At 71.5% G+C, this 26,194-nt stretch carries 19 protein-coding genes; 1 reads left to right on the top strand and 18 read right to left on the bottom strand.

All coding sequences use genetic code 11. From position 1 onward, the window contains the following. Positions 1-45: 45 nt before the first annotated feature. The 17 genes from rpmA to folC all read right to left on the bottom strand — a co-directional run bounded on the left by rpmA (position 46) and on the right by folC (position 23,608). Complete coding sequence (gene rpmA, locus ACQPZG_RS23595; protein ID WP_018103204.1) at positions 46-303, bottom strand: 50S ribosomal protein L27; 258 nt, start codon at positions 301-303, stop codon at positions 46-48. Between the two features lie 12 nt (positions 304-315). Next, on the bottom strand, positions 316-636 hold the full coding sequence (gene rplU / locus ACQPZG_RS23590; RefSeq protein WP_185026398.1) for a 50S ribosomal protein L21: 321 nt from the start codon (positions 634-636) through the stop codon (positions 316-318). Between the two features lie 181 nt (positions 637-817). Next, positions 818-1,909 carry an iron-containing alcohol dehydrogenase family protein gene (locus tag ACQPZG_RS23585; RefSeq protein ID WP_433547718.1) on the bottom strand — a complete coding sequence of 364 codons (1,092 nt, stop codon included), beginning with the start codon at positions 1,907-1,909 and terminating at the stop codon, positions 818-820. Then, positions 1,897-2,634, bottom strand: coding sequence for a sugar phosphate nucleotidyltransferase (locus ACQPZG_RS23580; RefSeq protein WP_433547717.1), 738 nt, complete (start codon positions 2,632-2,634; stop codon positions 1,897-1,899). The genes ACQPZG_RS23585 and ACQPZG_RS23580 overlap by 13 nt, the downstream gene beginning before the upstream one ends. A gap of 54 nt (positions 2,635-2,688) precedes the next feature. Next, positions 2,689-3,597, bottom strand: coding sequence for a UTP--glucose-1-phosphate uridylyltransferase GalU (gene galU, locus ACQPZG_RS23575; RefSeq protein WP_433547716.1), 909 nt, complete (start codon positions 3,595-3,597; stop codon positions 2,689-2,691). Positions 3,598-3,817: 220 nt separating this feature from the next. Then, a complete protein-coding gene (locus ACQPZG_RS23570; RefSeq protein WP_433547715.1) occupies positions 3,818-8,383 on the bottom strand; it encodes an Rne/Rng family ribonuclease in 4,566 nt (1,521 codons plus the stop codon). 245 nt (positions 8,384-8,628) lie between these two features. Further along, positions 8,629-9,441: a TIGR03936 family radical SAM-associated protein gene (locus tag ACQPZG_RS23565; protein WP_433547714.1), complete on the bottom strand. Its 813-nt coding sequence runs from the start codon at positions 9,439-9,441 to the stop codon at positions 8,629-8,631. A gap of 545 nt (positions 9,442-9,986) precedes the next feature. Beyond that, a complete protein-coding gene (locus tag ACQPZG_RS23560; protein ID WP_433549518.1) occupies positions 9,987-11,912 on the bottom strand; it encodes a TIGR03960 family B12-binding radical SAM protein in 1,926 nt (641 codons plus the stop codon). 599 nt (positions 11,913-12,511) lie between these two features. Continuing rightward, positions 12,512-14,026 carry a CHAD domain-containing protein gene (locus tag ACQPZG_RS23555; RefSeq protein WP_433547713.1) on the bottom strand — a complete coding sequence of 505 codons (1,515 nt, stop codon included), beginning with the start codon at positions 14,024-14,026 and terminating at the stop codon, positions 12,512-12,514. 54 nt (positions 14,027-14,080) lie between these two features. Continuing rightward, positions 14,081-15,283: a rod shape-determining protein RodA gene (rodA, locus tag ACQPZG_RS23550; RefSeq protein WP_433547712.1), complete on the bottom strand. Its 1,203-nt coding sequence runs from the start codon at positions 15,281-15,283 to the stop codon at positions 14,081-14,083. Then, on the bottom strand, positions 15,283-17,520 hold the full coding sequence (gene mrdA / locus ACQPZG_RS23545) for a penicillin-binding protein 2 (RefSeq protein ID WP_433547711.1): 2,238 nt from the start codon (positions 17,518-17,520) through the stop codon (positions 15,283-15,285). The genes rodA and mrdA overlap by 1 nt, the downstream gene beginning before the upstream one ends. A gap of 61 nt (positions 17,521-17,581) precedes the next feature. After that, positions 17,582-18,247, bottom strand: coding sequence for a rod shape-determining protein MreD (gene mreD / locus ACQPZG_RS23540; RefSeq protein ID WP_185026420.1), 666 nt, complete (start codon positions 18,245-18,247; stop codon positions 17,582-17,584). A 12-nt stretch (positions 18,248-18,259) separates the two neighbouring features. Beyond that, complete coding sequence (gene mreC / locus ACQPZG_RS23535; RefSeq protein ID WP_433547710.1) at positions 18,260-19,288, bottom strand: rod shape-determining protein MreC; 1,029 nt, start codon at positions 19,286-19,288, stop codon at positions 18,260-18,262. A 151-nt stretch (positions 19,289-19,439) separates the two neighbouring features. Next, the gene (locus tag ACQPZG_RS23530) at positions 19,440-20,459 is read right to left on the bottom strand and encodes a rod shape-determining protein (protein ID WP_185026424.1); all 1,020 of its coding nucleotides are present in this window, start codon (positions 20,457-20,459) and stop codon (positions 19,440-19,442) included. Positions 20,460-20,787: 328 nt separating this feature from the next. Beyond that, positions 20,788-21,201 carry a nucleoside-diphosphate kinase gene (gene ndk / locus ACQPZG_RS23525; RefSeq protein WP_433547709.1) on the bottom strand — a complete coding sequence of 138 codons (414 nt, stop codon included), beginning with the start codon at positions 21,199-21,201 and terminating at the stop codon, positions 20,788-20,790. A gap of 531 nt (positions 21,202-21,732) precedes the next feature. After that, positions 21,733-22,071: a DUF4233 domain-containing protein gene (locus ACQPZG_RS23520; RefSeq protein WP_433547708.1), complete on the bottom strand. Its 339-nt coding sequence runs from the start codon at positions 22,069-22,071 to the stop codon at positions 21,733-21,735. Between the two features lie 7 nt (positions 22,072-22,078). Beyond that, positions 22,079-23,608 carry a bifunctional tetrahydrofolate synthase/dihydrofolate synthase gene (gene folC, locus ACQPZG_RS23515; protein WP_433547707.1) on the bottom strand — a complete coding sequence of 510 codons (1,530 nt, stop codon included), beginning with the start codon at positions 23,606-23,608 and terminating at the stop codon, positions 22,079-22,081. A 151-nt stretch (positions 23,609-23,759) separates the two neighbouring features. Here folC and ACQPZG_RS23510 point away from each other — a divergent pair, with 151 nt between their 5' ends. Beyond that, complete coding sequence (locus tag ACQPZG_RS23510; protein ID WP_433547706.1) at positions 23,760-24,821, top strand: rod shape-determining protein; 1,062 nt, start codon at positions 23,760-23,762, stop codon at positions 24,819-24,821. 139 nt (positions 24,822-24,960) lie between these two features. On the opposite strand, the gene ACQPZG_RS23505 is transcribed toward ACQPZG_RS23510, so the two are convergent. Beyond that, complete coding sequence (locus ACQPZG_RS23505; RefSeq protein WP_433547705.1) at positions 24,961-26,118, bottom strand: sensor histidine kinase; 1,158 nt, start codon at positions 26,116-26,118, stop codon at positions 24,961-24,963. Positions 26,119-26,194 lie beyond the last annotated feature (76 nt).

Raw genomic sequence — 26,194 nt, 5'->3', positions numbered from 1 at the left:
GGACCGCCCTCGCGGTGAGGTGGTCCCGAAGGAAGGCAGGCTTGTTCAGCCGGCGATCGGAACGATGTTCACGACCTTGCGGCCACGGTGCGTGCCGAACTCGACCGCACCGGCGGCGAGGGCGAACAGCGTGTCGTCGCCGCCACGGCCGACGCCCGTGCCCGGGTGGAAGTGGGTGCCGCGCTGGCGGACCAGGATCTCACCGGCGTTGACGGCCTGGCCGCCGAAGCGCTTGACGCCGAGCCGCTGAGCGTTGGAGTCGCGACCGTTCCGAGTGGACGATGCGCCCTTCTTGTGTGCCATGTCTCAGTCCCTTTACTTCGCAGCCGTGGGGATACCGGTGACCTTGATCGCCGTGTACTGCTGGCGGTGACCCTGGCGACGGCGGTAACCGGTCTTGTTCTTGTAGCGGAGAATGTCGATCTTCTCGCCCTTGTGGTGGTCCACGACCTCGGCCGTGACCTTGATCCCGGCCAGGACCCACGGGTCGCTGGTGACGGAGTCGCCGTCGACAACGAGCAGAGTCGAAAGCTCGACCGTGTCGCCAACCTTGGCAGTGGAAATCTTGTCAACCTCAACGATGTCGTCGACAGCAACCTTGTGCTGGCGACCACCGCTGCGCACGATGGCGTACACGCGGATCTCACTCTCACTCGAAGACGGGACCCCTGATGCCAGCCGCTTCCGGCGCGAACAGGACGAGCGGCCTCTCCCGTGCGCACCGAAGTGGCCCGGGAGGGGGTTGCTCAGGGGTTTGGCGCACAAAAAGACGCCGACGGTCAAAGTTACGGGACCTCGACCGGTGGGTCAAACCGGGCTAGCGCCCGCCGCTGTGGTGGTCCGGGCTCCGTCCGACGGCCTTCACCAGGGTGTGGTAGGCGTCCCTGATGCCGTCCTCGGACAGGTCGAGGTGTTCGAGGACGGTGAAGCGCCCGGGGCGCGTCTGCGGGGCGTACCGCACCGCGGTGACGAACTCCTCGACGGTGAATCCGATGTCGCCGGGGAGGACCGGCAGGGCGTGTCTGCGCAGTACGTCGGCGAACAGTCCGGCCTCCTCGCGCGCTCCGCGCAGGTGCATCGCGAAGACGGCGCCGATGCCGACCTGTTCGCCGTGGAGCGCGGCGCGCTGCGGGAAGAGCAGGTCGAAGGCGTGGCTGATCTCGTGGCAGGCGCCGGAGGAGGGGCGGGTGTCGCCGCTGATCGACATGGAGATGCCGGACAGGACGAGCGCTTCGGAGAGGACGGTCAGGAACGCGTCCTGGGTGACGTCGCCGGGGTGGCGCAGTACGGCTTCGCCGGCCTGCCTGGCCATGGCGGCGGCCAGGCCGTCGATCTTCTCCCCGTTGACCTGGTGGGACAGTTCCCAGTCGGCGACCGCGGAGATGTTGGACAGGGCGTCGCCGATTCCGGAGCGTACGAAGCGGGGCGGGGCGTCGCGGATGACGTCGAGGTCGATGAGCATCGCGATGGGCGTGGGCACGCCGTAGGAGCCGCGTCCGTTGTCGTTGTCCAGGATGGACACCGGGGAGCACAGGCCGTCGTGCGAGAGGTTCGTCGCGACGGCGACCATGGGCAGGCCGATGCGGGCCGCGGCGTACTTGGCGACGTCGATGATCTTTCCGCCGCCGAGCCCGACGACCGCGTCGTACCGTTTGCGGCCCTTGATGTCGTCGGCGAGCTTGACCGCGGCGTCGATGGTGCCCTCGGTGACGGGGTACCAGTCGGCGCCGGGCAGGACGGGTGCCAGGCGTTCCTTCAGCACCCGTCCCGAGCCGCCGCTGATGGCCACGGCGAGCGAGCCCGAGCCGGAGATCCGCTGGTCCGCCAGTACGCCGGCGAGATCGTCCAGGGCGCCCCTGGAGATGTCGACGACGACCGGCGAGGGGATCAGCCGGGTCAGTACTGGCACGCGATCTCCCGGCCCCTGGTGAGGTCGTCGTGGTTGTCGATCTCGACCCACTTGAGGTCGCCGATGGGTGCGACGTCGATGCGCATGCCGCGGTTCACGAGTTCCTGGTAGCCGTCCTCGTAGTACAGGTCGGGGTCGCGCTCGAAGGTGGCCTTCAGGGCGTCGGCGAGGGCCTCTGCCGCGTCGGGCTCGATGAGGGTGACGCCGATGTACTCGCCGGTGGCGGACGCCGGGTCCATCAGCTTGGTGATCCTCTGGACGGCGCCGGACCCGTCGGTGACGACCTTCATCTCCTCGTCGGCGAGGTTCTTCACCGTGTCGAGGGCGAGGATGATCTGCTGCCCGTCGCCGCGGGCGGCGAGGAGGGTCTGCTCGACGGACACGGGGTGGACGGTGTCGCCGTTGGCGAGGATGACGCCCTCCTTGAGGACGTCGCGGGCGCACCACAGGGAGTAGGCGTTGTTCCACTCCTCGGCCTTGTCGTTGTCGATGAGCGTGAGCTTCACGCCGTACTTCGACTCCAGCTCGGCCTGGCGTGCGTAGACGGCTTCCTTGCGGTAGCCGACGACGATCGCGACGTCCGTCAGCCCGACCTTCGCGAAGTTCCCCAGGGTGAGGTCCAGGACGGTGGTGTCGCCGTCGACGGGGACGAGCGCCTTGGGCAGCGTGTCGGTGTAGGGGCGCAGACGCCGTCCGGCGCCCGCCGCCAGTACCAGGCCGATCATGGGGTTCTCCTTCGTGCGGGTCGAGCAGGGGGTGTACGGGGTGGGGCGGAGGGTCTACATCTCTTCCGTGACGTAGCCGCGCAGCCACGTCTTGAAGTCCGGGCCGAGGTCGGCGCGCTCGGCGGCGAGACGCACGATGGCCTTCAGGTAGTCGCCGCGGTCGCCGGTGTCGTAGCGGCGGCCCTTGAAGACGACGCCGTGGACGGGGCCGCCGACCTTCTCGTCCTCGGCCAGCGTCTGGAGGGCGTCGGTGAGCTGGATCTCGCCGCCGCGGCCGGGCGCGGTGTCGCGCAGGACGTCGAAGACGGCCGGGTCCAGGACGTAGCGGCCGATGATGGCGAGGTTGCTGGGGGCGTCCTCGGTGCTGGGCTTCTCGACGAGGCCGCTGATCTTCACGACGTCGCCGTCGGCGGTGGTCTCGACGGCCGCGCAGCCGTACAGGTGGATCTGCTGGGGGTCGACCTCCATGAGGGCGACGACGCTGCCGCCGTACGTCTGCTGGACCTCGACCATGCGGGCGAGGAGGGGGTCGCGGGGGTCGATCAGGTCGTCGCCGAGGAGGACGGCGAAGGCCTCGTCGCCGACGTGCGGGGCGGCGCACAGGACGGCGTGCCCCAGGCCCCGGGGGTCGCCCTGGCGGACGTAGTGCATGGTCGCCAGGTCACTGGACTCCTGCACACGGGCCAGACGGTCCGCGTCGCCCTTCTTGGTGAGGGCGGACTCCAGCTCGTAGTTGCGGTCGAAGTGGTCCTCAAGCGGGCGCTTGTTGCGGCCGGTCACCATGAGGACGTCGGAGAGTCCGGCCCCGGCGGCTTCCTCGACCACGTACTGGATCGCGGGCTTGTCGACGACGGGCAGCATCTCCTTGGGAGTGGCCTTCGTCGCCGGAAGGAAGCGGGTGCCCAGGCCGGCGGCGGGGATGACGGCCTTGCGTATGGGGCGAGGGGTGGCGCTGTTGCTCATGAGGGTTCGAACTCTCCGTGGTTCAGGGGCTTGTCGCGGCCGTGGGCCGTAGGTCCCGGTTGCTCCGGGGTGCTGCTCCCGGATGCCGGGGTGGCCGGGGCCCGATCGGGCCCCGGCCACCCCGGGCCCGGCCGGGGCCGGTTCCGCCGGGTACTGCGGGTGTGTCCGATGGTGCGGGCGGGCGGTACCGGTGTCACCGGTACCGCCCGCCCGCACCAGGTCAGTCCTGCGCGGGGGCGGACACGGACGGCAGCGTCTGCTGGTCCGCCGCGGCCGTCTTCTTCGCAGTCTTCTTGGCCGCCGTCTTCGTGGCCGCCGTCTTGGTGGCGGCCTTCTTCGCGGTGGTCTTCTTCGCCGCCGCCTTCTTGGCCGGTGCGGCCTTCTTGGCGGTGGTGGCCTTCTTGGCGGCGGTCTTGCGTGCCGTCTTCTTGGCCGGAGCGGGTGCCTCGTCGCCCTCGGACGCCTGCGCCTTCGTGGGCTCGGCGCTGTCGGCCGCGGGCTCCTCGGCCTGCTTGACGGTCGCCGACGGGGTGGTCTCGACCACGAGTACGGCGGCCTCGGCCGACCCTGCGGGCGAACCCGCGGGGGCGGTGGCCTTACGGGTGGCCCGGCGACGGGCCCGCGGCGGGGCGGCGTCGGCAGCGGGCGCCGCGACGGGTGCCGCGGCGGCCTCCTGGGCCGGAGCCTGGGCGGCGGGCTGCGGCTCGGCGACGGCTTCGGCGGCCGGGGCCGCCTTCGCCTCGTCGGCGTCGGCGTCGGCGGCGGGCGCCTGCGCACCCTGGGGCGAGCCCGCCGGGGCGGACGCCTTGCGGGTCGCCCGACGGCGGCCACGCGGCGCCGGAGCGGCCTCCGTCTCCGCGGGTGCCTCGACGGCGGCCTCGGCCGGCGCCTCGACGGCAGCGGTCACCGGCTCGGCCTCGGCGACCGGCTCGGGCGTCGCTTCGGCGACCGGCTCCGCGGCCCGCTCCGTCTCCGGGGCGGCCACCGCGGTGCCCTTCCCCTTGAGCGGCGACGCGTGCTCGATGTAGTCCGCCGGCGACGTCCTGCCGCGCGGCGCACCTGCCGGGGACGACGCCTTGCGCGACGCCCTGCGGCGGCCACGGCCGCGGGTGGCCGCCTCCTCCGCCTCGGCGGCACTGCTGTACAGGTCCTCGTCCGGTACGAAGTCCGGCGACGGCAGAGCGATCGGTGCGGCGACCTCGGCGGCGAGTTCCGCCTCCGTCTCCTCCTGAAGGGGCACGGGCGCGTCCTCGGGACCGTGCGAGTGGTCCTGGCCGTGCTCGTGCGTTTCCTGCGGCTCGTGACCGTGCTCGTGGTCCGTGCCGCCGTTGCCGCCCTTGCCGCGCTTCTTCGCACGCTTGGAACCACCGCCGCCGCCCACGGCGGTCGGCTGCTCCATGTGCACGATGACGCCGCGCCCGTTGCAGTGGACGCAGGTCTCGGAGAAGGACTCCAGGAGGCCCTGTCCGACGCGCTTGCGGGTCATCTGCACGAGGCCCAGCGAGGTGACCTCGGCCACCTGGTGCTTGGTGCGGTCGCGGCCCAGGCACTCCAGCAGACGCCGCAGCACCAGGTCCCTGTTCGACTCCAGGACCATGTCGATGAAGTCGATGACGACAATGCCGCCCAGGTCGCGCAGCCGCAGCTGGCGCACGATCTCCTCGGCCGCCTCCAGGTTGTTCCTGGTGACGGTCTCTTCGAGGTTGCCGCCCTGGCCGGTGAACTTCCCGGTGTTGACGTCGACGACGATCATCGCCTCGGTCTTGTCGATGACCAGGGAACCGCCGGACGGCAGGTAGACCTTGCGGTCCAGTGCCTTCATGAGCTGCTCGTCGATCCGGTACGTCGCGAAGACGTCGACCTCCGACGTCCAGCGCGACAGCCGGTCGGTGAGGTCCGGTGCGACGTGGGCGACGTATCCGTGGATCGTCTGCCATGCCTCGTCTCCGCTGACGATGACCTTGGAGAAGTCCTCGTTGAAGATGTCGCGGACGACGCGGACGGTCATGTCGGGCTCACCGTAGAGCAGGGTCGGCGCGTTGGACGCGCCGTTGCTCTTCGCCTTGCGCTGGATGTCCTCCCACTGTGCCTGGAGGCGCTCGACGTCGCGGCGCAGCTCGTCCTCGCTCGCGCCCTCGGCGGCGGTGCGCACGATGACGCCCGCGTCCTCGGGGACGATCTTCTTGAGGATGGTCTTCAGCCGGGCCCGCTCGGTGTCGGGGAGCTTGCGGCTGATGCCGGTCATCGAGCCCTCGGGCACGTACACGAGGTAGCGGCCCGGCAGGGAGACCTGGCTGGTCAGACGTGCGCCCTTGTGCCCGATCGGGTCCTTGGTGACCTGTACGAGGACGGACTGGCCGGACTTCAGGGCGGTCTCGATGCGGCGCGGCCCGTGGGCCATGCCGAGTGCCTCGAAGTTGACCTCGCCGGCGTACAGGACGGCGTTGCGGCCCTTGCCGATGTCGATGAACGCGGCCTCCATGGAGGGGAGGACGTTCTGCACCTTTCCGAGGTAGACGTTGCCGACGTACGACGTCGACTGCTCCTTGTTGACGTAGTGCTCGACGAGGATGTCGTCCTCAAGGACGCCGATCTGGGTGCGCTCGCCGTTCTGGCGCACGACCATCACGCGTTCGACGGCCTCGCGGCGCGCCAGGAACTCCGCCTCGGTGATGATCGGGACGCGGCGGCGGCCCTGCTCGCGGCCTTCGCGGCGGCGCTGCTTCTTGGCCTCCATGCGGGTGGAGCCCTTGATGGACTGGACCTCGTCGAAGCCGGTGCCCGGCTCGCGCTCCGCGGCGGACTCCTTCTTGCGGGGCTCGCGGACCTTGACGACGGTGCGCTCGGGGTCGTCGGCGCCGTTCACGGCCTCGTCGTGGCCCGAGTCACCGCTGCGACGGCGACGGCGGCGGCGACGGCGGCTGCTGGAGGAACCCGGGCCGCCCTGGTGCTCGTCGTCGTGGTCGTCGACGTCGTCCTCGTCGGCGGGGGCGTCCTGCTGCGCGGTCTGCCCGTCGGTGTCGTCGTGACGGTCGTGCCTGCCCTGGGTGTCGGTCTCCTCCGCGTCCAGGGCCTCGCCCCGGCGACGGCGGCGGCCTCCGCGGCGACGGCGGCGGGCCCTGCGGTCGTCGGCGTCGTCGGAGTCGTCGTGGCCCTCGGCGTCGTGGCTCTGCGCGTCCTCGTCCTCGGGCTCGTCCTGCGGCGCCTCGTGGACCTCGGTACGGGGCTGCTGCGGCTCGGCGGGGGCCTCGCCGCGGCGGCGACGGCGGCGACGGCCACCGGACTGCGCGGGCTCCTCCGCCTCCCGCACGGGCGCCTCGACGACGACCTCGGCCTCGGTCTCCTCGTCCTCCTCCGGCTCCTCGACGGGAGCGGCGGCGGCGATCATGGCCGCGGTCTCGGGCGTCTGGAACATCGGCTCGGAGAAGACCGGAGCCTGGAACACGGCGACGGCGGGCCGCTGCGCACGGCGACGCGAACGGGGCGCGGGCTCGTCGGCCTTCCTGTCCGCCTTCTCGGCGGGTTTCTCCTCGGCGGCGACGGGCTCGGCGGCGGGCTCCGCGGTGAACTTCGGGCTGGCGGCCGGGCGGCTCGCCCGACGACGCGACCGTCCGCGCGGCGCCTCTTCCTCAGCGGTCGTCTCCGCCGCTTCGTGCGGTACGGCCTCCTGCGGGGCGGCGGACTCGGTCGGGGCCTGTTCCCGGGCGGGGGCCTCCTCGACGGGCTCCTCGGCCTTCTGCTCGGTCTGCGCGGGCGAACCGGCGGGCGCGGACGCCTTGCGCACGGCACGACGGCGCGCACGCGGCGCCGGAGCAGCGGCCTCCTCCTCGTCCTGCACGGCGGCGGCGGGGGCGGCCTCCGCGACGGCGGCGGCCGGAGTCTCCTCGACGGGCTCGGCGGGAGCCACGGGCGAACCGGCCGGGGCGGTCGCCTTCCGGGTCGCCCGACGGCGCGCACGCGGCGCCGGGGCGCTCGCTTCCACCGCCTCGTCCTGCGTGTCCTGCGTGTCCTGCGGTACGGAGACGGGCTCGGCCTGCGGGGTGGGCTCGACGGCGGTCTCGGCAGCGGGGGCGGTGGTCCTGCGGGTGGCTCGGCGGCGCAGGCGCGGGGCCGGGGCCTCCTCGGCGGCCGGGGTCGGCTCGGCGGCCGGGGTCGGCTCGGCAGCCGGAGCCTCCTCGGCTGCGGGCTCGACCGCGGGTTCGGTGGCGGTCGCCGCCGGGGCGGTCGCCTTCCGGGTGGCCCGGCGGCGCACCGGAGCGGCGCTCTCGGGCTCCGCGGCGGGCGTCTGGGCGTCCTGGCCGTCCTGCGGCGCCGCGGCGGCCGTGTCCGGCGCGCCCGCGGGGGCCGTGGCCTTGCGTACGGCGCGGCGGCGCGTACGGGGGGCCGGGGCGTCCTCGGCGGCCGGTGCGGCGGCCGAGGTCTGCGCGGCGGCGGCCGGGGCCTCCGTGGAGGCCGTGGTCGCCTCGGCGGCCGGTGCGGGCGCGCCCGCAGGGGCGGTGGCCTTGCGCACGGCGCGGCGGCGCGGGCGGGCCGGGGCCGCGCTGTCGCCGGTGGTCGTGTCGTCGCTGGTGTTCTCGGTGGTGTCGCTCACGGCACCCTTTCCGGCCGACAGGGCCGGAGCCGCGGCCTCTACGGTCGTTGCGGCATCCGACTGGTCCGGCTGGGTCGCCGTCGCGGCCCCGGGGGGCCCGGCGGGACGTGAGGCCGCGCGGCGCCTGCGGCGCGGCGGCAGTGTGTCGCTGGGCGATGTGTTGTCGGCCTCAGCGGGGTCGATCGGCTCAAGCATGCGGGGTTCTCCCGTCGCGCTCCCGGGCGCCGCGCCTGAGTCCGGTCCGGCCGCGGCCCCCGCGCGATGCGCGGGGCCACCGTCCGGGGCGCGGGCGCCGCACGGGAGCTGATCTCTAGCTCGCCGGTTCCGCAGATCCCCGGAAGCACTGCCCCGGGGCCTGCGGCCTGGCGAAAGTCCTGGTCATGTACGCGGCCCGACCCAGGTGGCTCCCGAGTGCCAGGGCTGCGCGGCGACGTGCGCCCTTACGCGGAACCGGAACCTTCCGGCGCCTTCGCGGCGGCGGGTGCGGGGGCTGTGGTAGAGCCTGCCGTCACCGCCTCGCGGTCGGGCGCGAGCGGGTCGGTCACCGTTCCGGACTCCTCGTCGAGAAGCCCCTGCGCCAGCCTGGTCACCGCTGCGGGGACCGGCGGCGCCAGGTCGGCCGCAACGCGGAGGCCGGAAAGGACGTCGTCGGGTCGTACGGCGGGTGTCATGTGCCGCACTACCAGCCGCAGTATCGCACAGGGCTCCGCCGCGGGCCTATCGGCCGCCTCGCCCTGCGGACGGGCGACGCTCTCCGAGAGGGGTACGGCGGCCATCTCGACGACGGCCTCCCGGGCGTCGAAGCTGCGCATGCCGTTCTTCGTGCGGCGCTGCACCTCGACGGTCTGCGCGGCGAGGAACGCGTCGACCGCCTTGGCCGCCTCGTCGTGGGTGACGCCGTTCAGGCGCAGCTCCCAGATGGAGGCGGTGAGGCGGTCGGCGAGTCCGGAGGTCTTCGCCTCGACCGCGTCGACGATGTCGAGACCTTCGGGCATCGACTCGTCCAGCAGCCCGCGCAGGGTGGCGGGGTCGCGTGGCGCGGTGAGGGCGATCTCCAGGTACTCGGCCTCGGAGCCGGTGCCGGTGGGGGCGGCGTTGGCGTAGCTCACCTTCGGGTGCGGGGTGAAACCCGCCGAGTACGCCATGGGCACCTCGGCGCGGCGCAGGGCGCGCTCGAAGGCGCGTTGGAAGTCGCGGTGACTGGTGAACCGGAGGCGGCCGCGCTTGGTGTAGCGCAGTCGGATGCGCTGCACCGCCGGTGCGGGCGGCGGGCCTTCGGGCTGTCGCTTGCCCAGTGGTTCTTCTCCTCGGTGCGGGGCGGCACGTCATTACGTGCGCCCGGAAGCCTGTGGGTGTCCCCGCGCGGCGATTCCCGTCCGGCCGGCCGCTGCGCGAGGCAGGGCGGTTTCGGGTCCGGGTGCTGCGCCGGGGGCAGTCGTTGTACTACCCAGAGTACGCGCCGGGGGCCGGGATGGTTCCCGCACCCGGGCCGCGATGGTTCCCGGACCCGGGCCGCGATGGTTCCCGGACCCGGGGTCGCTGTCCGGCCGCCGGGCGGACGGTCGTTACTGCGCGAGCGGCGACAGTGCGTGGTGGTCAGTGCGACGGCGGGAACCGCGAGCGGGGTTCCCGCCGTTTCCCTGCCAGGAAGTGCCGGGGGCCGGTGGGGGTGCGCGGGGGCGTGCGCGAAGAGGCCCCGCCGGGGGTGTCGCGCCCGGCGGGGCCTCTTCGTCGGTGACGTGCGCAGTTCACGCCCGGAGGGACGTGCCCCGCCGCGTGCAGAGGGTGCGGTCGAGGGTTACTTCACGACCGACAGCGGGAGCAGTTTCTTGCCCGTGGGACCGATCTGAATGGACGTATCCATCTGAGGACAGACACCGCAGTCGAAGCACGGGGTCCAGCGGCAGTCCTCGACCTCGGTCTCGTCGAGCGAGTCCTGCCAGTCCTCCCACAGCCAGTCCTTGTCGAGACCGGAGTCGAGGTGGTCCCAGGGCAGGACTTCCTCGTAGGTGCGTTCGCGGGTGGTGTACCAGTCGACGTCGACGCCGTGTTCGGGGAGGGTCTTCGCCGCGGCCTGCATCCACCGGTCGTAGCTGAAGTACTCGCGCCAGCCGTCGAAGCGGCCGCCGCCCTCGTAGACGGCGCGGATGACCGAACCGATGCGGCGGTCGCCGCGGGAGAGCAGGCCCTCGACGATGCCGGGCTTGCCGTCGTGGTAGCGGAAGCCGATCGAACGGCCGTACTTCTTGTCGCCGCGGATCTTGTCGCGGAGCTTCGCGAGACGGGCGTCGGTCTCCTCGGCGCTCAGCTGCGGGGCCCACTGGAAGGGTGTGTGCGGCTTGGGCACGAACCCGCCGATGGAGACGGTGCAGCGGATGTCGTTCTGACCGGAGACCTTGCGTCCCTCGGCGATGACGTTGACCGCCATGTCGCCGATCTGCAGGACGTCCTCGTCGGTCTCGGTGGGCAGACCGCACATGAAGTACAGCTTGACCTGGCGCCAGCCGTTTCCGTACGCCGTGGAGACGGTACGGATGAGGTCCTCCTCCGAGACCATCTTGTTGATGACCTTGCGCATGCGCTCACTGCCGCCCTCGGGGGCGAAGGTGAGGCCGGAGCGGCGGCCGTTGCGGGTCAGCTCGTTGGCCAGGTCCACGTTGAAGGCGTCGACGCGGGTCGAGGGGAGGGACAGGCCGATCTTGTCCTCCTCGTACCGGTCGGCGAGGCCCTTGGCGACCTCCGCGATCTCGGTGTGGTCCGCGGAGGACAGCGAGAGCAGGCCGACCTCCTCGAAGCCGGTCGCCTTCAGGCCCTTCTCGACCATTTCGCCGATGCCGGTGATGCTTCGCTCCCGCACGGGGCGCGTGATCATGCCGGCCTGGCAGAAACGGCAGCCGCGGGTGCAGCCGCGGAAGATCTCCACCGACATGCGCTCGTGGACGGTCTCCGCGAGGGGGACGAGCGGCTGCTTCGGGTAGGGCCACTCGTCCAGGTCCATGACGGTGTGCTTGGACACCCGCCACGGCACACCCGACTTGTTCGGTACGACACGGGCGATGCGGCCGTCCGGAAGGTACTCGACGTCGTAGAACGCGGGGACGTACACGTTGCCGGTCTTGGCGAGGCGGAAGAGGACCTCCTCGCGACCGCCGGGACGGCCCTCCGCCTTCCACTTACGGATGATCTCCGTCATGTCGAGTACGGCCTGCTCGCCGTCGCCGATGACCGCGCAGTCGATGAACTCGGCGATGGGCTCCGGGTTGAACGCGGCGTGGCCGCCCGCGAGGACGATCGGGTCGTCCAGGGTGCGGTCGGCGGCGTTCAGCGGGATGCCCGCGAGGTCGAGCGCGGTGAGCATGTTGGTGTAGCCGAGTTCGGTGGAGAAGGAGAGCCCGAAGACGTCGAAGGCCTTCACCGGACGGTGGGCGTCCACCGTGAACTGCGGCACGTCGTGCTCGCGCATGAGCGCTTCGAGGTCCGGCCAGACGCTGTACGTGCGCTCGGCGAGGACGCCTTCCTGTTCGTTGAGCACTTCGTAGAGGATCATGACGCCCTGGTTGGGCAGTCCGACCTCGTAGGCGTCCGGGTACATGAGCGCCCACCGGACGTCGGCGCTCTCCCAGGGCTTGACAGTGGAGTTCAGTTCACCGCCGACGTACTGGATGGGCTTCTGCACGTGCGGCAGGAGGGCTTCCAGGCGGGGGAAGACCGACTCAACAGGCATCGCGGTGTCTCTCATGAGCGGGCAGGGGGACCCTCAAGAGTAACGCGGCTCGGGGAGGGCTTCACGCGGGGCGTTCGCGAGAGGGTGCCTGGGCCCGGGGACGCGTCGGCAGAACGGCGCGGGGCTTCGGGTGCGGGGCGGCGCGGGGTGGGATGGGGACGAGGCGAGGCGGCGCGGGACGGGGTGGTACTGGGGCGGGGCGAGGTGGCGCTCGGGCGGAGGTAGGGCTGCGCGCACCGGTGGGCGCAGCGGACGCGCGCTGCCCAGGACGACGCGCATCCGAACGCCGGGCAGCAGCCCCGGACGTCCGGAAACTGCCGCCGCTCCCCCGCCCGCAGCAGCCTGCCGGGGAACGGGACGGCGAGTGCGCCCAGCAGGCCAGGCCACGTCGGTCCGCGTCAGCCTCCCCGGGGCCGGGACGGCGAATGCGCCCAGTGGCCCCGGGCCACGTGATTCGCGCAGCAGCCTCCCCGGGCCGGGACGGCAAGTACGCCCCAGCCCCCGGGCACGTGGGTCCGCGGCAGCCTCCCCGGGGCCGGGACGGCGAACGCGCCCAGCGGCCCCGGGCCACGTGGTTCCCGCGTCACCTCATTCCCGTGTCACAGCGCCGGTACGCGCCCCCATGCCTCCTCCAGTTCCCGTTCCCTCTCCGCTCCCACCGCTTCCTCCTGGCCGTACAACAGACCCCACACGAAGGCTGTTTCCCCCGCGCCGTGTGCCTGGATCGCGAGGTTTCGCAGTTCGGCGCGGGCGACGACGCTGTCCTGATGGTCGCCGAGCAGCGTCTGGACCGCCTTGACCCGTTTGCGCAGCCGGTTCGCGGGCCTGCCGAGTACGGGGCGGGCCGACTCCGCCGCGTACCGCAGCCGTTTGGCCGCCTTGCGGGCTTCGTGCAGGGCGATGTCGCGTTCTTCGCCGGGTGTCAGGGACAGGGCGTGTTCGACGCGGTCGGCGAGCCTCGCGTGGTCCTTCGCGAGCGCCTGCGTCATGACCCCGGCCGCGCCCTTGCCGGCCTTCTTGTGCAGCGGCGGGTCGGCGAGGAGGGCGTGGAGGGCGGTGAGCAGGTCGAGGTAGCGGCGGGAGTCCAGCACGGCGAGGGTCCTGCGCCTGGATCCGCTGCGCCGTGTCACCGACCAGATCCGCATCCGTCCCCGTACCGGTCCGAGCAGCAGGGTGCGCGGCAGGGCGTCCAGGCGGGCCCGGAGGCGGTCGGCGAGTACCTCCTGGTCGCGGTCGACGCCCAGTTCGGCCGCCAGCCATTTCAGTTCGTCGCCCACCGGGTCGGTGACGGTGCGGTCGAGGACCTTCGAGTACGTCTTGAAGGCGCTGCGCAGCCGCCGCGTGGCGACCCGCATCTGGTGCACGGAGTCGGGCAGGTCACGGCGTACGGCCGGGTCGTGGGCGACGAGGGACTCGACCTGGGTGCGGAGGTAGGCGAGGACGTGTGCGCCCGCGCTGTCCCCCGAGGGTTCGGTCCGTGGGGGTTCCGGTACCGGCGGGCCGGTCTCCTGGAGTGCCCTGGCCAGTTTCGACGGGGAGGACGCCGGGTGGATGCCCGCTTTGCGGAGTCGTTTCTCGACGGCGTCCAGGATCGCCGGGTCGCCGTCGTCGGCGAGTTCCACCTCGATCTCGGTCCAGGCGACGCCGGGGCCGCCGATCCGCTGGGCGTCGACCGCGTCCGTGCTGACCTCGGCCAGCAACGTGCCGTCCGCGTCGTGGAGGTGGCGCAGGGCGCGGGAGGAGCGCAGCCGTACGACGGGCAGGAGCGGGGCGCCGAGTGTGCGTGCCCGTACCAGGGAGGTGAGGGCGCGCGGGACGGCGTCGGCGTCCGCGTCGGGTTCGGTGGTGCTCAGGGGGGCGTGGAGCTCGTCCCGTACGCCTGGGGCGACGGGGAGTTTGAGGTGCCAGCCCGCGTCGTCGCCGCCGGTGCGACGGCGCAGGGTGATCGCGTGGGCGGCCAGGTCCAGCCCGGCCGTGTCGTAGTAGACGGCGTCGAGTGCGACGACGCCCTTCTCGGCGACCGACGAGACGCCGGCCGCCTTCGTCAGGTCGGGCAGCCGGGTCTCGTCGGTGGCTTCGTACTTTCGCTCGATCTCGCGCTTCGTTTCCGCCATGCGGTGAACCTAGACGCGTGAGGGGTTCCGCAAACGGGTTGCGGGCAGCCGGTGTTACGCGGTCATCGGGCGCTGCAGCCGGATCGACTGGAGCAGTCCGACCGCCACCCACACGGCGAACATCGAGGAACCTCCGTACGAGACGAAGGGCAGCGGCAGGCCGGCGACGGGCATGATGCCGAGCGTCATGCCGATGTTCTCGAAGGACTGGAAGGCGAACCAGGCGATGATGCCGGCGGCGACGATCGTGCCGTACAGCTCGGTCGTCTCGCGGGCGATGCGGCAGGCCCGCCACAGGACGACGCCGAGCAGCAGGAGGATGGCTCCCGCGCCGAGGAAGCCCAGTTCCTCCCCCGCGACCGTGAAGACGAAGTCGGTCTGCTGCTCGGGGACGAACTGGCCGGTGGTCTGCGAGCCCTTGAACAGTCCGGTGCCCAGGAGGCCGCCGGAGCCGATCGCGATGCGGGCCTGGTTGGTGTTGTAGCCGACGCCCGCCGGGTCGAGGTCGGGGTTGGCGAAGGCGGCGAAGCGGTTGATCTGGTATTCGTCGAGCAGTCCGAGCACGGCGACCAGGACCGCGCCGAGGACGCCCGCGCCGACCAGGCCGAAGATCCACCGGTTGGAGGCTCCGGATGCCAGCAGCACCCCCAGGATGATCATGGCGATGACCATGACCGAGCCGAGGTCGGGCATCAGCATGATGATCGCGATCGGGGGGACCGCGACGCACAGCGCCTTGAGGACCGTGAGGTGGTCGGGGTGTTGCTGATCGCCCGCGTCCACGCGCGCGGCGAGGAGCATCGCCATGCCGAGGATGATCGTGATCTTGGTGAATTCGGACGGCTGGAGGGAGAACCCGCCGCCGATGACGATCCAGGCGTGCGCGCCGTTGACGGTCGCGCCGAGCGGGGTGAGCACGGCGAGGACCAGGATGACGGACAGCCCGTACAGGACGGGGACCGCGCCGCGCAGGGTGCGGTGGCCCAGCCAGATCGTGCCGACCATGAGGGCGAAGCCTATGCCGGTGTTGAGCAGGTGGCGGAAGAAGAAGTAGTACGGGTCGCCGTGGTTGAGGGTGTCGCGGTTGCGGGTCGCCGACCACACCAGCAGCGAGCCGATGCCCGACAGGGCGATCGCGGACAGCAGCAGCGGCCAGTCGAGTCTGCGGAGGAGGGAGTCGCGGGCGGTGAGTCTGGCGAGGGTGCCGCGCTCGGGGGCGTAGCGGCGGACGGAGAATCCGTGGGTGGTGCCTGCCATCAGTCGCTCCCCTGCATGGTGTCGCGGGCGGCCGTGCCGGTGCCGCGGCCTCCGGGGCCCGCGGGGCGCTGGGCGCCGTTCGCGCCGGGTCCCGCGAGCGCTTCGGCGCCCGCGGGCTGCTCCTTGGGCTCGGGCACGTACGGCTTGATCTCGGGTGCCTCGATGGAACCGTCCGGCTGGATGGTGGGGAGGGTTTTCTGCGGCTCGGGCAGGAGGGCCTTCTTGGGGTCGAACTTCCCTGTCTGGTCGAGTCCGTACAGGGCGTTGTAGATCTTTCGCACGGCGGGCCCGGACGCGCCGGAGCCGGTGCCGCCCTGGGAGATCGTCATGACGATCGAGTAGTCCTTGGTGTACGTGGCGAACCACGAGGTGGTCTGCTTGCCGTAGACCTCGGCGGTGCCCGTCTTGGCGTGCATCGGGATCTTGTCCTGGGGCCAGCCCTGGAACCTCCAGGCGGCGGTGCCCCGGGTGGCGACTCCTTCGAGGGCACCGTCTATCAGCTTGTGCGTGGCCGGGGTGATGGGCAGCTTTCCGCGTACCTCGGGCTTGATCTCGCGGACCTGCTTGCCGTCGGCGCTGATGACGGCCTTGCCGACGGACGGGGTGTGCAGGGTGCCGCCGTTGCCGATGGCCGCGTAGATCGACGCCATCTGTATGGGCGTCACGAGGGTGTCGCCCTGTCCGATGGAGTAGTTGACGGAGTCACCGGCGCGCATGCGGTTGCCGTCGATGCAGTTCTCGAAGGCGATCTTCTGGACGAAGTCGCCGTCCTTCTTGCCCTGCTTGCACCAGGCGTCCTTGTTGGCCTCCCAGAAGCGCTGCTTCCACTGGCGGTCGGGGACGCGGCCGGGGACCTCGTTGGGGAGGTCGATGCCGGTTTCCTTGCCGAGGCCGAACTGGTGGGCGGTCTTGTAGAACCAGTCCTTGGCGTCCTTCTTCGGCTTGGTGCCGCCGTCGCGCTGCCACTGCTGGTGGGCGAGGGCGTAGTAGACGGTGTCGCAGGAGACTTCGAGGGCGCCGCCGAGGCTGATGTTGCCGTGGCCCTTGGATTCGTAGTTGGTGAAGGTCTGGCCGCCGATGGAGTACGAGCTGGGGCAGGGGTAGCTGGCGTTGAAGTCGTATCCGGCGTTGACGGCGGCGGCCGTCGGGATGACCTTGAAGATCGAGCCGGGGGCTGCCTGGCCCTGGATGGCCCGGTTGAGGAGGGGGAAGTTGGAGTTCTTGCCGGTGAGGGCGGCGTAGTCCTTGCCGGAGATGCCGCCGACCCAGGCGTTGGGGTCGTAGGTGGGGTTGGAGGCCATCGCGACCACGCGGCCGGTCTTGTTCTCCATCACCACGACGGCGCCCGCGTCGGCCTTGTAGTTGGTGTTGGTGTTCTTGTCGAAGGCCTTGCGGGCCTCCTTCATCGCGTCGAGCAGTTCGTACTCGGCGACGGCCTGCACGCGGGCGTCGATGCTGGTGACGACGTTCGCGCCGGGCTTGGCCTTGTCGGCCTTGGCGAGGCCGATGACGCGGCCCAGGTTGTCGACCTCGTACCGGGTGACGCCGGCCTTGCCGCGCAGGTCCTTGTCGTACGTGCGCTCCAGCCCCGAGCGGCCCACCTGGTCGGAGCGCAGGTACGGGGAGTCGGAGTCCTTGGCCTTCTCGATCTCGGCGTCGGTGACGGGCGAGAGGTAGCCGAGGACCTGTGCGGTGTTGGCCTTGCCGGGGGCCACGTAGCGGCGTACCGCGGTGGGCTCGGCGGTGATGCCGGGGAAGTCCTCGGCGCGTTCGCGGATCTGGAGGGCCTGCTGGGTGGTGGCCTTGTTGGTGACGGGGATCGGCTGGTACGGGGAGCCGTTCCAGCAGGGCTGGGGGGTTTTCGCGTCGCACAGGCGCACCTTGTCGGCGACGTCCTTGGGCGACATGTCGAGGACGTCGGCGAGCCGGGCGAGGACCGCCTTGCCGTCGTCCTTCATCTTCATGAGTTCGGTGCGGGACGCGGAGACGACGAGTCTGGTCTCGTTGTCGGCGAGGGGGACGCCGCGGGCGTCGAGGATGGAGCCGCGGACGGCGGGCTGGACGACCTGTTGGACGTGGTTGTTCTTCGCCTCGTCGGTGTATTCCTGGCCGTTGCGGATCTGGAGGTACCACAGGCGCCCGCCGAGGGTGAGCAGCAGGGAGAAGACGAGGACCTGGAGGACGACGAGCCGGATCGTGACGCGGGGGGTGCGGCCGGTCTCGGGGATGTTGGTCACCGCGGGCCTCCCGCGGGGGCGGGGCCGGCGGGCCGGGGGGCGTGCCCGGGTCGGTGCGGCGTCACAGGCGCTTCACTCCCTTGATGCGTCCGGCGCGCTGGGCGCGGTTTCGGGCGGCGCGCAGGCGCAGGCCGCCCTTCTGCTGGCCGATGCGCAGTCCCGTGCCGGAGGAGAGCCAGCCGGCGGAGACGTCGGCGCCGGAGGACGACGACTCGGAGAGGGGGTCGTTCTCGGCGCGCCTGGCGAGCGCCATGATGCCGGGGACGACGAACGGGGCGAGGAGCAGGTCGTAGAGCGCCGCCGTGAACAGCAGTCCGCCCAGGCCCACGTGGCGGGCGGCGGTGTCGCCGACGAGGGAGCCGACGCCCGCGTAGAGCAGTGTGGAGCCGATCGCGGCGGCGACCACGACGAGCATGGGCGCGGTGGCGGAGCGCAGGCGTCCGTTCTCGGGCTTGGCGAGTCCGGCGAGGTAGCCGATGAGGCAGAGCACGAGGGCGTAGCGGCCGGCGGCGTGGTCGGCGGGCGGTGCGAGGTCGGCGAGGAGACCGGCGCCGAAGCCGATCAGGGCGCCGCCGACGTGTCCGTACACGAAGGCGAGGCCCAGTACGACGAGGAGGGTCAGGTCGGGTACCGCGCCGGGGAGTTGCAGTCTGGCGAGGACGGTGACCTGGATGACCAGGGCGACGACCACCAGGGCGGCGGAGAGCAGAATCCGGTTGATGCGCATCAGGTTCAGCTCCTACTGGTCGGCGGCGTTGCCGTCGCCGTTGCCGTTGTTCGCGCCGTTTCCGTTGTTGGCCGCGTTTCCGTTGTCGGCAGCGTTTTCGTTGTTCGCGGCGTTTCCGTCCGGGTCTCCGCCGGCCGGGGGCGACGGGGTGACCGTGACGGTGACGGTCGGGGCGGGCTTGGGCTTGCTGGGCAGAACGGTGTCACGGGGGTCGGTACGCGGGGCCTGGACGACGACGCCGACGAGGTCGAGCCTGGTGAAGCCGACGTACGGGCGGACGTAGACGGTACGGGTGAGGTCGCCGCCGGAGGGGTCCACCCGGATCACTTCGCCGACCGGGACACCCGGGACGAACGGCTTCGCGGCGCGCGAGCCGAAGGTCACCAGGCGGTCGCCGGGCTTGACCTTCGCCTTGCCGTTGAGGAACTGGACGCTGAGCGGTCGGTCGCCCTGTCCGTTCGCGAAGCCCAGTTCGTTGGTCTTCTCCATGCGGGTGCCGACGGTGAACTTGGGGTCGTTGGCCAGCAGCACGGTCGCCGTGTCGGGGCCGACGGTGGTGACGCGGCCGACGAGTCCGTCGGTGTTGAGGACGGTCATGTCGCGCTGGATGCCGTCGTTGCTGCCGACGTCGATGGTGACGGTCCAGGAGAAGCCCTGGGCCGCTCCTATCGCGATGACCTCGGCGCCCTTGATTCCGTACTGCCCGGCGCCCGCCTTCTTCAGCATGCCGTCGAGCTCGCGCACCCGGCTCTGGTTGCGGTCGTCGCTGCCGAGCCGCAGCCGCAGTTCCTGGTTGTCCCGCTCCAGTGCCTTGACCTGGTCGTGGGTCTCCCCCGACTTCCGTACGGCGCCGATCGCGTTGCCGATCGGGTCGACGGCGGTGGCGACGCCCTTCTCGACGGGCCCCAAGGCCGTGGCGGCGGCCCGGCGGGCACCGTCGACCGGGGAGTCCTCCCCGCCGCGGATGTCGACCGTGATCAGCGCGAACGCTACGGCGATCAGCAGCACCAGGAGCAGCCGGCTCTCTCGTGTGTCCCTCACGTGCGGCGGCCGTGCCTTCCTTTTCGGAGAAGTTTCGTATGCGTCTATATCAACGATCCGCCGCACGGGACGACAGGCCCCGTACGGCGGATTCTCGACCCGGTCGGCTGTCCGGGGCCGGCAGGTGGCCCTGGACGGTTTTCCGGTACTGCTATCTGCGCGGCTGGGCGTCCAGGACCTGCTGGAGTGCCTCGAACTCCTCGACGCACTTGCCGGAGCCCAGCGCGACGGAGTCCAGCGGGTCCTCGGCGATGTGGATCGGCATGCCGGTCTCCCGGCGCAGCCGCTCGTCCAGGCCGCGGAGCAGGGCGCCGCCGCCGGTGAGGACGATGCCGCGGTCCATGACGTCGCCGGACAGCTCCGGCGGGCACTTGTCGAGCGTCGTCTTCACGGCGTCGACGATCGCGTTGACCGGTTCCTCGATGGCCTTGCGGACCTCGGCGGCGGAGATGACGACGGTCTTCGGCAGGCCGGAGACGAGGTCGCGGCCCCGGATCTCGGTGTGCTCGTCCTTGTCGAGGTCGTACGCCGAACCGATGGTGATCTTGATCTGTTCGGCGGTGCGCTCACCGAGGAGGAGGGAGTACTCCTTCTTGATGTGCTGGATGATCGCGTTGTCCAGCTCGTCGCCGGCGACGCGGATCGACTGTGCCGTGACGATTCCTCCGAGGGAGATGACGGCGACCTCGGTGGTGCCGCCGCCGATGTCCACGACCATGTTGCCGGTGGCCTCGTGGACGGGCAGGCCCGAACCGATGGCCGCGGCCATGGGCTCTTCGATGATGTGCACCTGGCGGGCGCCGGCCTGCGTGGACGCCTCGATGACGGCGCGACGCTCGACCCCTGTGATGCCGGAGGGCACACAGACGACGACGCGCGGGCGCGCCAGGTAGCGACGCTTGTGGATCTTCAGGATGAAGTAGCGGAGCATCCGCTCGGTGATCTCGAAGTCGGCGATCACGCCGTCCTTCAGGGGCCGTACGGCAACGATGTTGCCCGGTGTACGGCCGATCATCTTCTTCGCCTCGGAGCCGACGGCGAGGATGCCGCCGGTGTTGGTGTTGATGGCGACGACGGAGGGCTCGTTGAGGACGATGCCCTTGCCCCTGACGTACACCAGCGTGTTGGCGGTCCCGAGGTCGACAGCCATATCACGGCCGATGAACGACATTGGTTCCCTCTTCTTCCCCATGAGGATGCGTCGGGCCTTCCCGAGTGGAGCGTGTGATGGCTTGATTCGGTAGGCGAAGTGGGTGGTGCGCTGAAGCTGCTGGCGCGGTGGGTCCATCGTAGTGCCGCATGTGCGGTCACCGCGCGAGGGTCCTTCGCCATTGTGGGCGGAACGAGCACCCGCCTCAGTAATGGTGACGCCGTGTCGGGGGGATGCGTTCCCTTCCGCACGGTGCATATGCCGAAGGGCGACCGAATTACTTCGGTCGCCCCAGGCCGTGGGAGCTGTTCGGCTGACTTCACGTCAGGAAAAGCGTCCGGTGTCCGGGTCAGACGCGCCCCGGAAAGAACAGCTTGAGCTCGCGTTCTGCGGACTCCTCGGAGTCCGAGGCGTGAATCAGGTTCTCGCGGACGATGGTGCCGAAGTCACCCCGAATGGACCCGGGCGCTGCGGCAATCGGGTCGGTGGGTCCCGCCAGCTGGCGTACACCCTCGATGACCCGCTCGCCCTCGACGACGAGAGCGACGACCGGGCCGGACGACATGAACTCGACGAGGGGCTCGTAGAAGGGGCGTCCCACGTGCTCGCCGTAGTGCTGTTCCAGAAGGGCCCTGTCCAGGTTGCGCATCTCCAGCGCGGTGATCGCCCATCCGGCCTTGCGCTCGACGCGGCCGATGACCTCGCCCACGAGTCCGCGGCGGACGGCGTCGGGCTTGAGCAGGACGAGGGTGCGCTGGGTCATGTACGGCTCCTTGCAGGCATGCGTATGCGTGTGGCCAGAGGCTACAGGGAGCGTCCATGGGAGTGGCACCCGGACCCGTTCGCTGCGGCGCGCGCGGCTCGGGCGCGTTCCGGGCACCCGGCACGGGAGCGGCGGGAAAGCGGGGATTTCTTCCCCGTTTCGGCGAACCGTGCCCGGGTGCCGTGCTTCGGTGACGCACCGGGCCCCGGCTGCCTCGGTTCCTTGCGCCTTCGCCCGCGCCGCCCGCTGTGCCGTCACGGCGCCAGCGCGTGCGGCGGCCACCGTGCCCTCGTGGCGTCTCCGCCCACGCCGCCCACCGGGCCGCCGTTACGACTTCGGCCGCGCCGCCGACCGGGTCCTCGTCACGTCTCCGCCTGCGCCGCCCACCGGGCCGCCGTTACGCCTTCGCCCGCGCCGCCCGCGTCACTGCGCCAGCGCGTGCGGCGGCCACCGTGCCCTCGTGGCGTCTCCGCCTGCCCCGCCCACCGGGCCGCCGTTACGGCTACGCCCGCGTCGCCGACCGGGTCCTTGTCACGTCTCCGCCTGCGCCGCCCACCGGGCCTTCGCTTCGTCGATCTTGCGGCCGTAGTGGACGGACGCCCACCACAGTCCGCCGAAGACCGCGCCGAGGAAGAACATGACCGGCACCCAGAAGCCGCTGACGACCAGGCCGACCTGGAGCGCCCAGCCCAGCTGGAGTCCCCCGGGCCGCGTGATCATCCCGCAGAGCAGGACGGAGAACAGCATCGCGACGCCGCACACCGTCCAGACCGTGGTCATCGACAGGTCGTCGGACTTCATCGCCACCAGACCGGCGAAGCCGATGACGAAGAACTCGCCGATCAGCGTGGAAGCACAGAGCGTACGCACGTCGGTCTCAGCCCCTTCCCAGCAGCAGCCGGGCCTCTCCGACAGTGATCACCGATCCGGTGACGAGGACTCCGCCGCCGGAGAACTCCCCGTCCTCCTCGGCGAGGGTGATCGCTTCCTCGATGGCGTCGTCGAGCCGCGGCTCGACCTGGACGCGGTCCTCGCCGAAGACCTCGACGGCGATCTGCGCGAGTTCGTCCACGTCCATGGAGCGCGGGGTGGAGTTCCTCGTCACGACGATCTCGGCGAAGATCGGCTCGAAGGCTTCGAGGAGCCCTCGTACGTCCTTGTCGCCGCTCGCGCCCACGACACCGATCAGCCTGCTGAAGCTGAACGCCTCGCTGACCGCCTCCGCCGCCGCCCGCGCGCCCGCCGGGTTGTGCGCGGCGTCCAGGACGACGGTGGGGCTGCGCCGTACGACCTCCATGCGGCCGGGGGAGGTGACGGCCGCGAACGCCTTGCGGATGGTGTCGATGTCCAGGGTGCGGGCGTGCTCCGCGCCGATGCCGAAGAACGCCTCGACGGCGGCGAGTGCGACGGCCGCGTTGTGTGCCTGGTGGGCGCCGTGCAGCGGGAGGAAGATCTCCTCGTACTCGCCGCCGAGGCCGCGCAGGGTGACCAACTGGCCGCCGACGGCGACCTCCCGGGCGACGACGCCGAACTCCATGCCCTCGCGGGCCACCGTCGCGTCCACGCCGACGGCCTTCTTCAGCATGACCTGCGCCGCGTCGACCGGCTGCTGCGCCAGGACGACGGTCGCGCCCTGCTTGACGATGCCGGACTTCTCGCCCGCGATCTCGCCGGTCGTCGAACCGAGGCGGTCGGTGTGGTCGAGGGAGATGGGGGTGACCACGGCGACGGCCGCGTCGATGACGTTGGTGGCGTCCCAGGTGCCGCCCATGCCGACCTCGACGACGGCCACGTCCACGGGCGCGTCGGCGAAGGCCGCGTACGCCATGCCGGTGAGCACCTCGAAGAAGGAGAGCCGGTAGTCCTCGGCGGCGTCGACCATCTCGACGTACGGCTTGATGTCCTCGTAGGTCTCGACGAAGCGCTCGGCGCTGATTGGCAGGCCGTCCAGGCTGATGCGCTCGGTGATCGACTGCACGTGCGGGCTGGTGTAGCGGCCGGTGCGCAGCTCGAAGGCGCCGAACAGGGCCTCGATCATGCGGGCCGTGCTGGTCTTGCCATTCGTGCCGGTGATGTGGACGGACGGGTACGCCCTCTGCGGCTCGCCCAGGACGTCCATGAGGGCGGCGATCCGGGTCACCGAGGGTTCGAGTTTGGTCTCGCCCCAGCGGCCCGCGAGTTCGGTCTCCACCGCGCGCAGCGCCTTGTCCACCTCGGGGTCCTGGGGGCGGCCGGGCGCGGCGTCGCCGGCCGGGACGGTGCCCTGGGCGCGCAGGGTGCGGCTGCCGGCCTCGATGACGGCGAGGTCGGGATCGCGCTGGGTCTCGGCCGCGACGATCTCCTCGAAGGCGGAGGCATCGGGGGCGGGCTCGTCGGCGTGGTCGTCGTTCGGGGGGAGGTCGCTCACCCCGTCAGTCTACGGAGCCCCACCGGCAGTCCCCGACAGCCCCCGGCGGTGAGCGGCCGGGACCTTCTCCCCTCCGCGACCAGGACCTTTGGGCACAGCTGTACGAATGGAGTGTGTGACCCTGGTAGATCACGATTCGGGAGGTTTTCGAGTGAGCGACGAGACGACGTCGGCCGCCCCGCGCGGCCGGAGCGGCCGTGTCAGCCGGGACATAGGCATCGACCTGGGTACGGCGAACACCCTGGTGTACATGCGGGGGCACGGCATCGTCCTCAACGAGCCGTCGGTGGTGGCGGTGAAGGCGGGTTCCTCGACGGCGCTCGCCGTGGGCACCGAGGCCAAGGAGACGATCGGCCGCACGCCCGGTTCCATCACGGCGATCCGCCCGCTGCGGGACGGGGTCATCAGCGACTACGAGGCGGCCGAGGAGATGATCCGGCACTTCGTCCGCAAGGCGGTGCCGGGCCGCCGTCCGCGCACCCGCATGGTGGTGTGCGTACCGAGCGGGGTGACGCCGGTGGAGCGTCGCGCCATCGTGCACGCGGCCCAGCGTGCGGGCGCACGGGCCGTGCACCTGATCGAGGAGCCGAGGGCGGCGGCGATCGGCGCGGGTCTGCCGGTGTCGTCGGCACGCGGTTCGATGGTCGTCGACATCGGCGGCGGCACGACGGAGGTCGCCGTGATCTCGCTGGGCGGCATCGTGACGGCCCAGTCGCTGCGGGTCGGCGGCGACCGGATGGATTCCGCGATCACCGAGTACGTGCGCAAGGAACACAAGCTCCTCATCGGGGAGCGCACCGCCGAGGACATCAAGGTGGCCATCGGCACGGCGTGGCCGGTGCCCGACGATCCGGCGCTGGAGATGCGGGCGTTCACGATCCGCGGCCGACAGCGGGTGAACGGTCTGCCGATGACCCTCGACCTGTCGGTGGCCGAGGTGCGGGCGGCGTTGGAGGAGCCCGTGGAAGCGATCATCGCGGCGGTGCGGACGACCCTGGAGGAGTGCCCGCCGGAGCTGTCCGGTGACGTCATGGAGCACGGCATCGTGCTGACCGGCGGAGGTGCGCTGCTGCCGGGACTGGACCTGCGGATCTCGGCGTCGACCGGCATTCCGGTACGGGTGGCGGACGCTCCGCTGGACTGTGTGGCGCTGGGGTCCGGCAAGTGCGTGGACGACTTCGACGGCCTCCAGAGGCTCCTCGCGGCGAGCTGAGGCGAGCTGAGGAGAGCCGTCGAGCCGTCGAGCCGATTCTCCCGCCGCCGCCCCGCGAGCGCTCCGTCCCGCCCCGCCCGACGCCCGCGTCCCGACAACCCGCGCCCGCCCCCGGGCCGGTGGCGGTGGCGTGACCGTGCTACTGGACCCCGGCGGGGAGCACCGCCACCACCCGGTACTCCCCGCCGTGGTGCCCCGACTCCAGCGTGCCGCCCATGGCGCGCATCCGTTCGTCCATCGAGAAGGTGCCGGTGCCCGCCGACACGGGCTGCTTGGCGGGCCGTGCGCGGGGCAGTCCGTTGACGACCTCCACGCGCAGGTGGGCGCCGTCGAGCGCGATCCGCACCCTCACGGCCTCGCCGGGGGCGTGCTTGACGGCGTTCGTCAGGCATTCCTGGACGACCCGGTAGACGGCCGCCTGCCGCAGCGGCGACAGGGCGGCGGCCTGCGCGTCGATGTCGAGCTCGACGCGGCTGCCGGCCCGTTCGCCCTCGGCGGCCAGGACGGACAGGGCTTCGATGCCGGGGGTGGGGTCCCGTTCCCGGGCGCGCTGCACGATCAGCTCGTTGAGGATGCGGTGTGCCGTGCGGGCGGTCTCGGAGAGTTCGTCGAAGTCCTTCTGGTGGGCCTGTCCGCGGGCCCGTACGGCCAGCACCTCGGCCCGCACGGCGAGCAGCGTCAGTTCCCGTCCGACGAAGTCGTGCACGTCGCGTGCGACGGAGGCCCGTTCCTGCTGGACGGCTCGCAGGGCGGCGGTGTGCGCCTTCTGCACCTCCAGTTCCCGGACGAGGTCCTGCCGGTTGGCGGCGACGCCGACGCCTGCGGCGAGGACTCCGATGGGCACGACGAGGCTCAGGAACTCCGGGAGCGTGTCCGCCTGCTTCTCGGGCCACCGCTGGAAGAGGAACAGCAGGTACGCGCAGACCACGTACCCCGCCGTCGCGACGATCGCGGCGGCCCGTCCCCGGTAGCGGCCGATCTTGTAGAGGGCGAACTGTACGAGGGTCAGTTCGTGCAGCCAGCCGAGCAGGCCCAGGGCGACGACGTACGGGATCCAGGGGAAGCGGCGGCGCAGCAGCAGCGAGCTCGCGCCGAGGGCGAGGACGACGGTGGCGGAGTAGCCGTTGAGCGGGTTGTCGCCCTCGGCCAGGCCGGGCACGTCCAGCAGCATCAGCCCGAAGCAGATCAGCGGGACGAACAGGTCGACGGTGTGCCGGTGGACCGTGCGGCTGTCCAGCCAGCGTCGGCCCGCCGCCCAGGCCCGGTGTACCGGCGAGGCGGTGGGCTTGTCGTGCATACGCTCCATGATGCCGGGCCGTCCGCCCCGATACGGCGGGCCACTGTCCCTTTACGCGTGATAAGCGGCACTCGTC

It is taken from the genome of Streptomyces sp. CA-294286, from assembly GCF_050947155.1.
GTDB lineage: Bacteria > Actinomycetota > Actinomycetes > Streptomycetales > Streptomycetaceae > Streptomyces.
The sequence above is the reverse complement of the archived record's forward strand: the minus strand, read 5'-3'. Positions and strand labels throughout refer to the sequence as shown.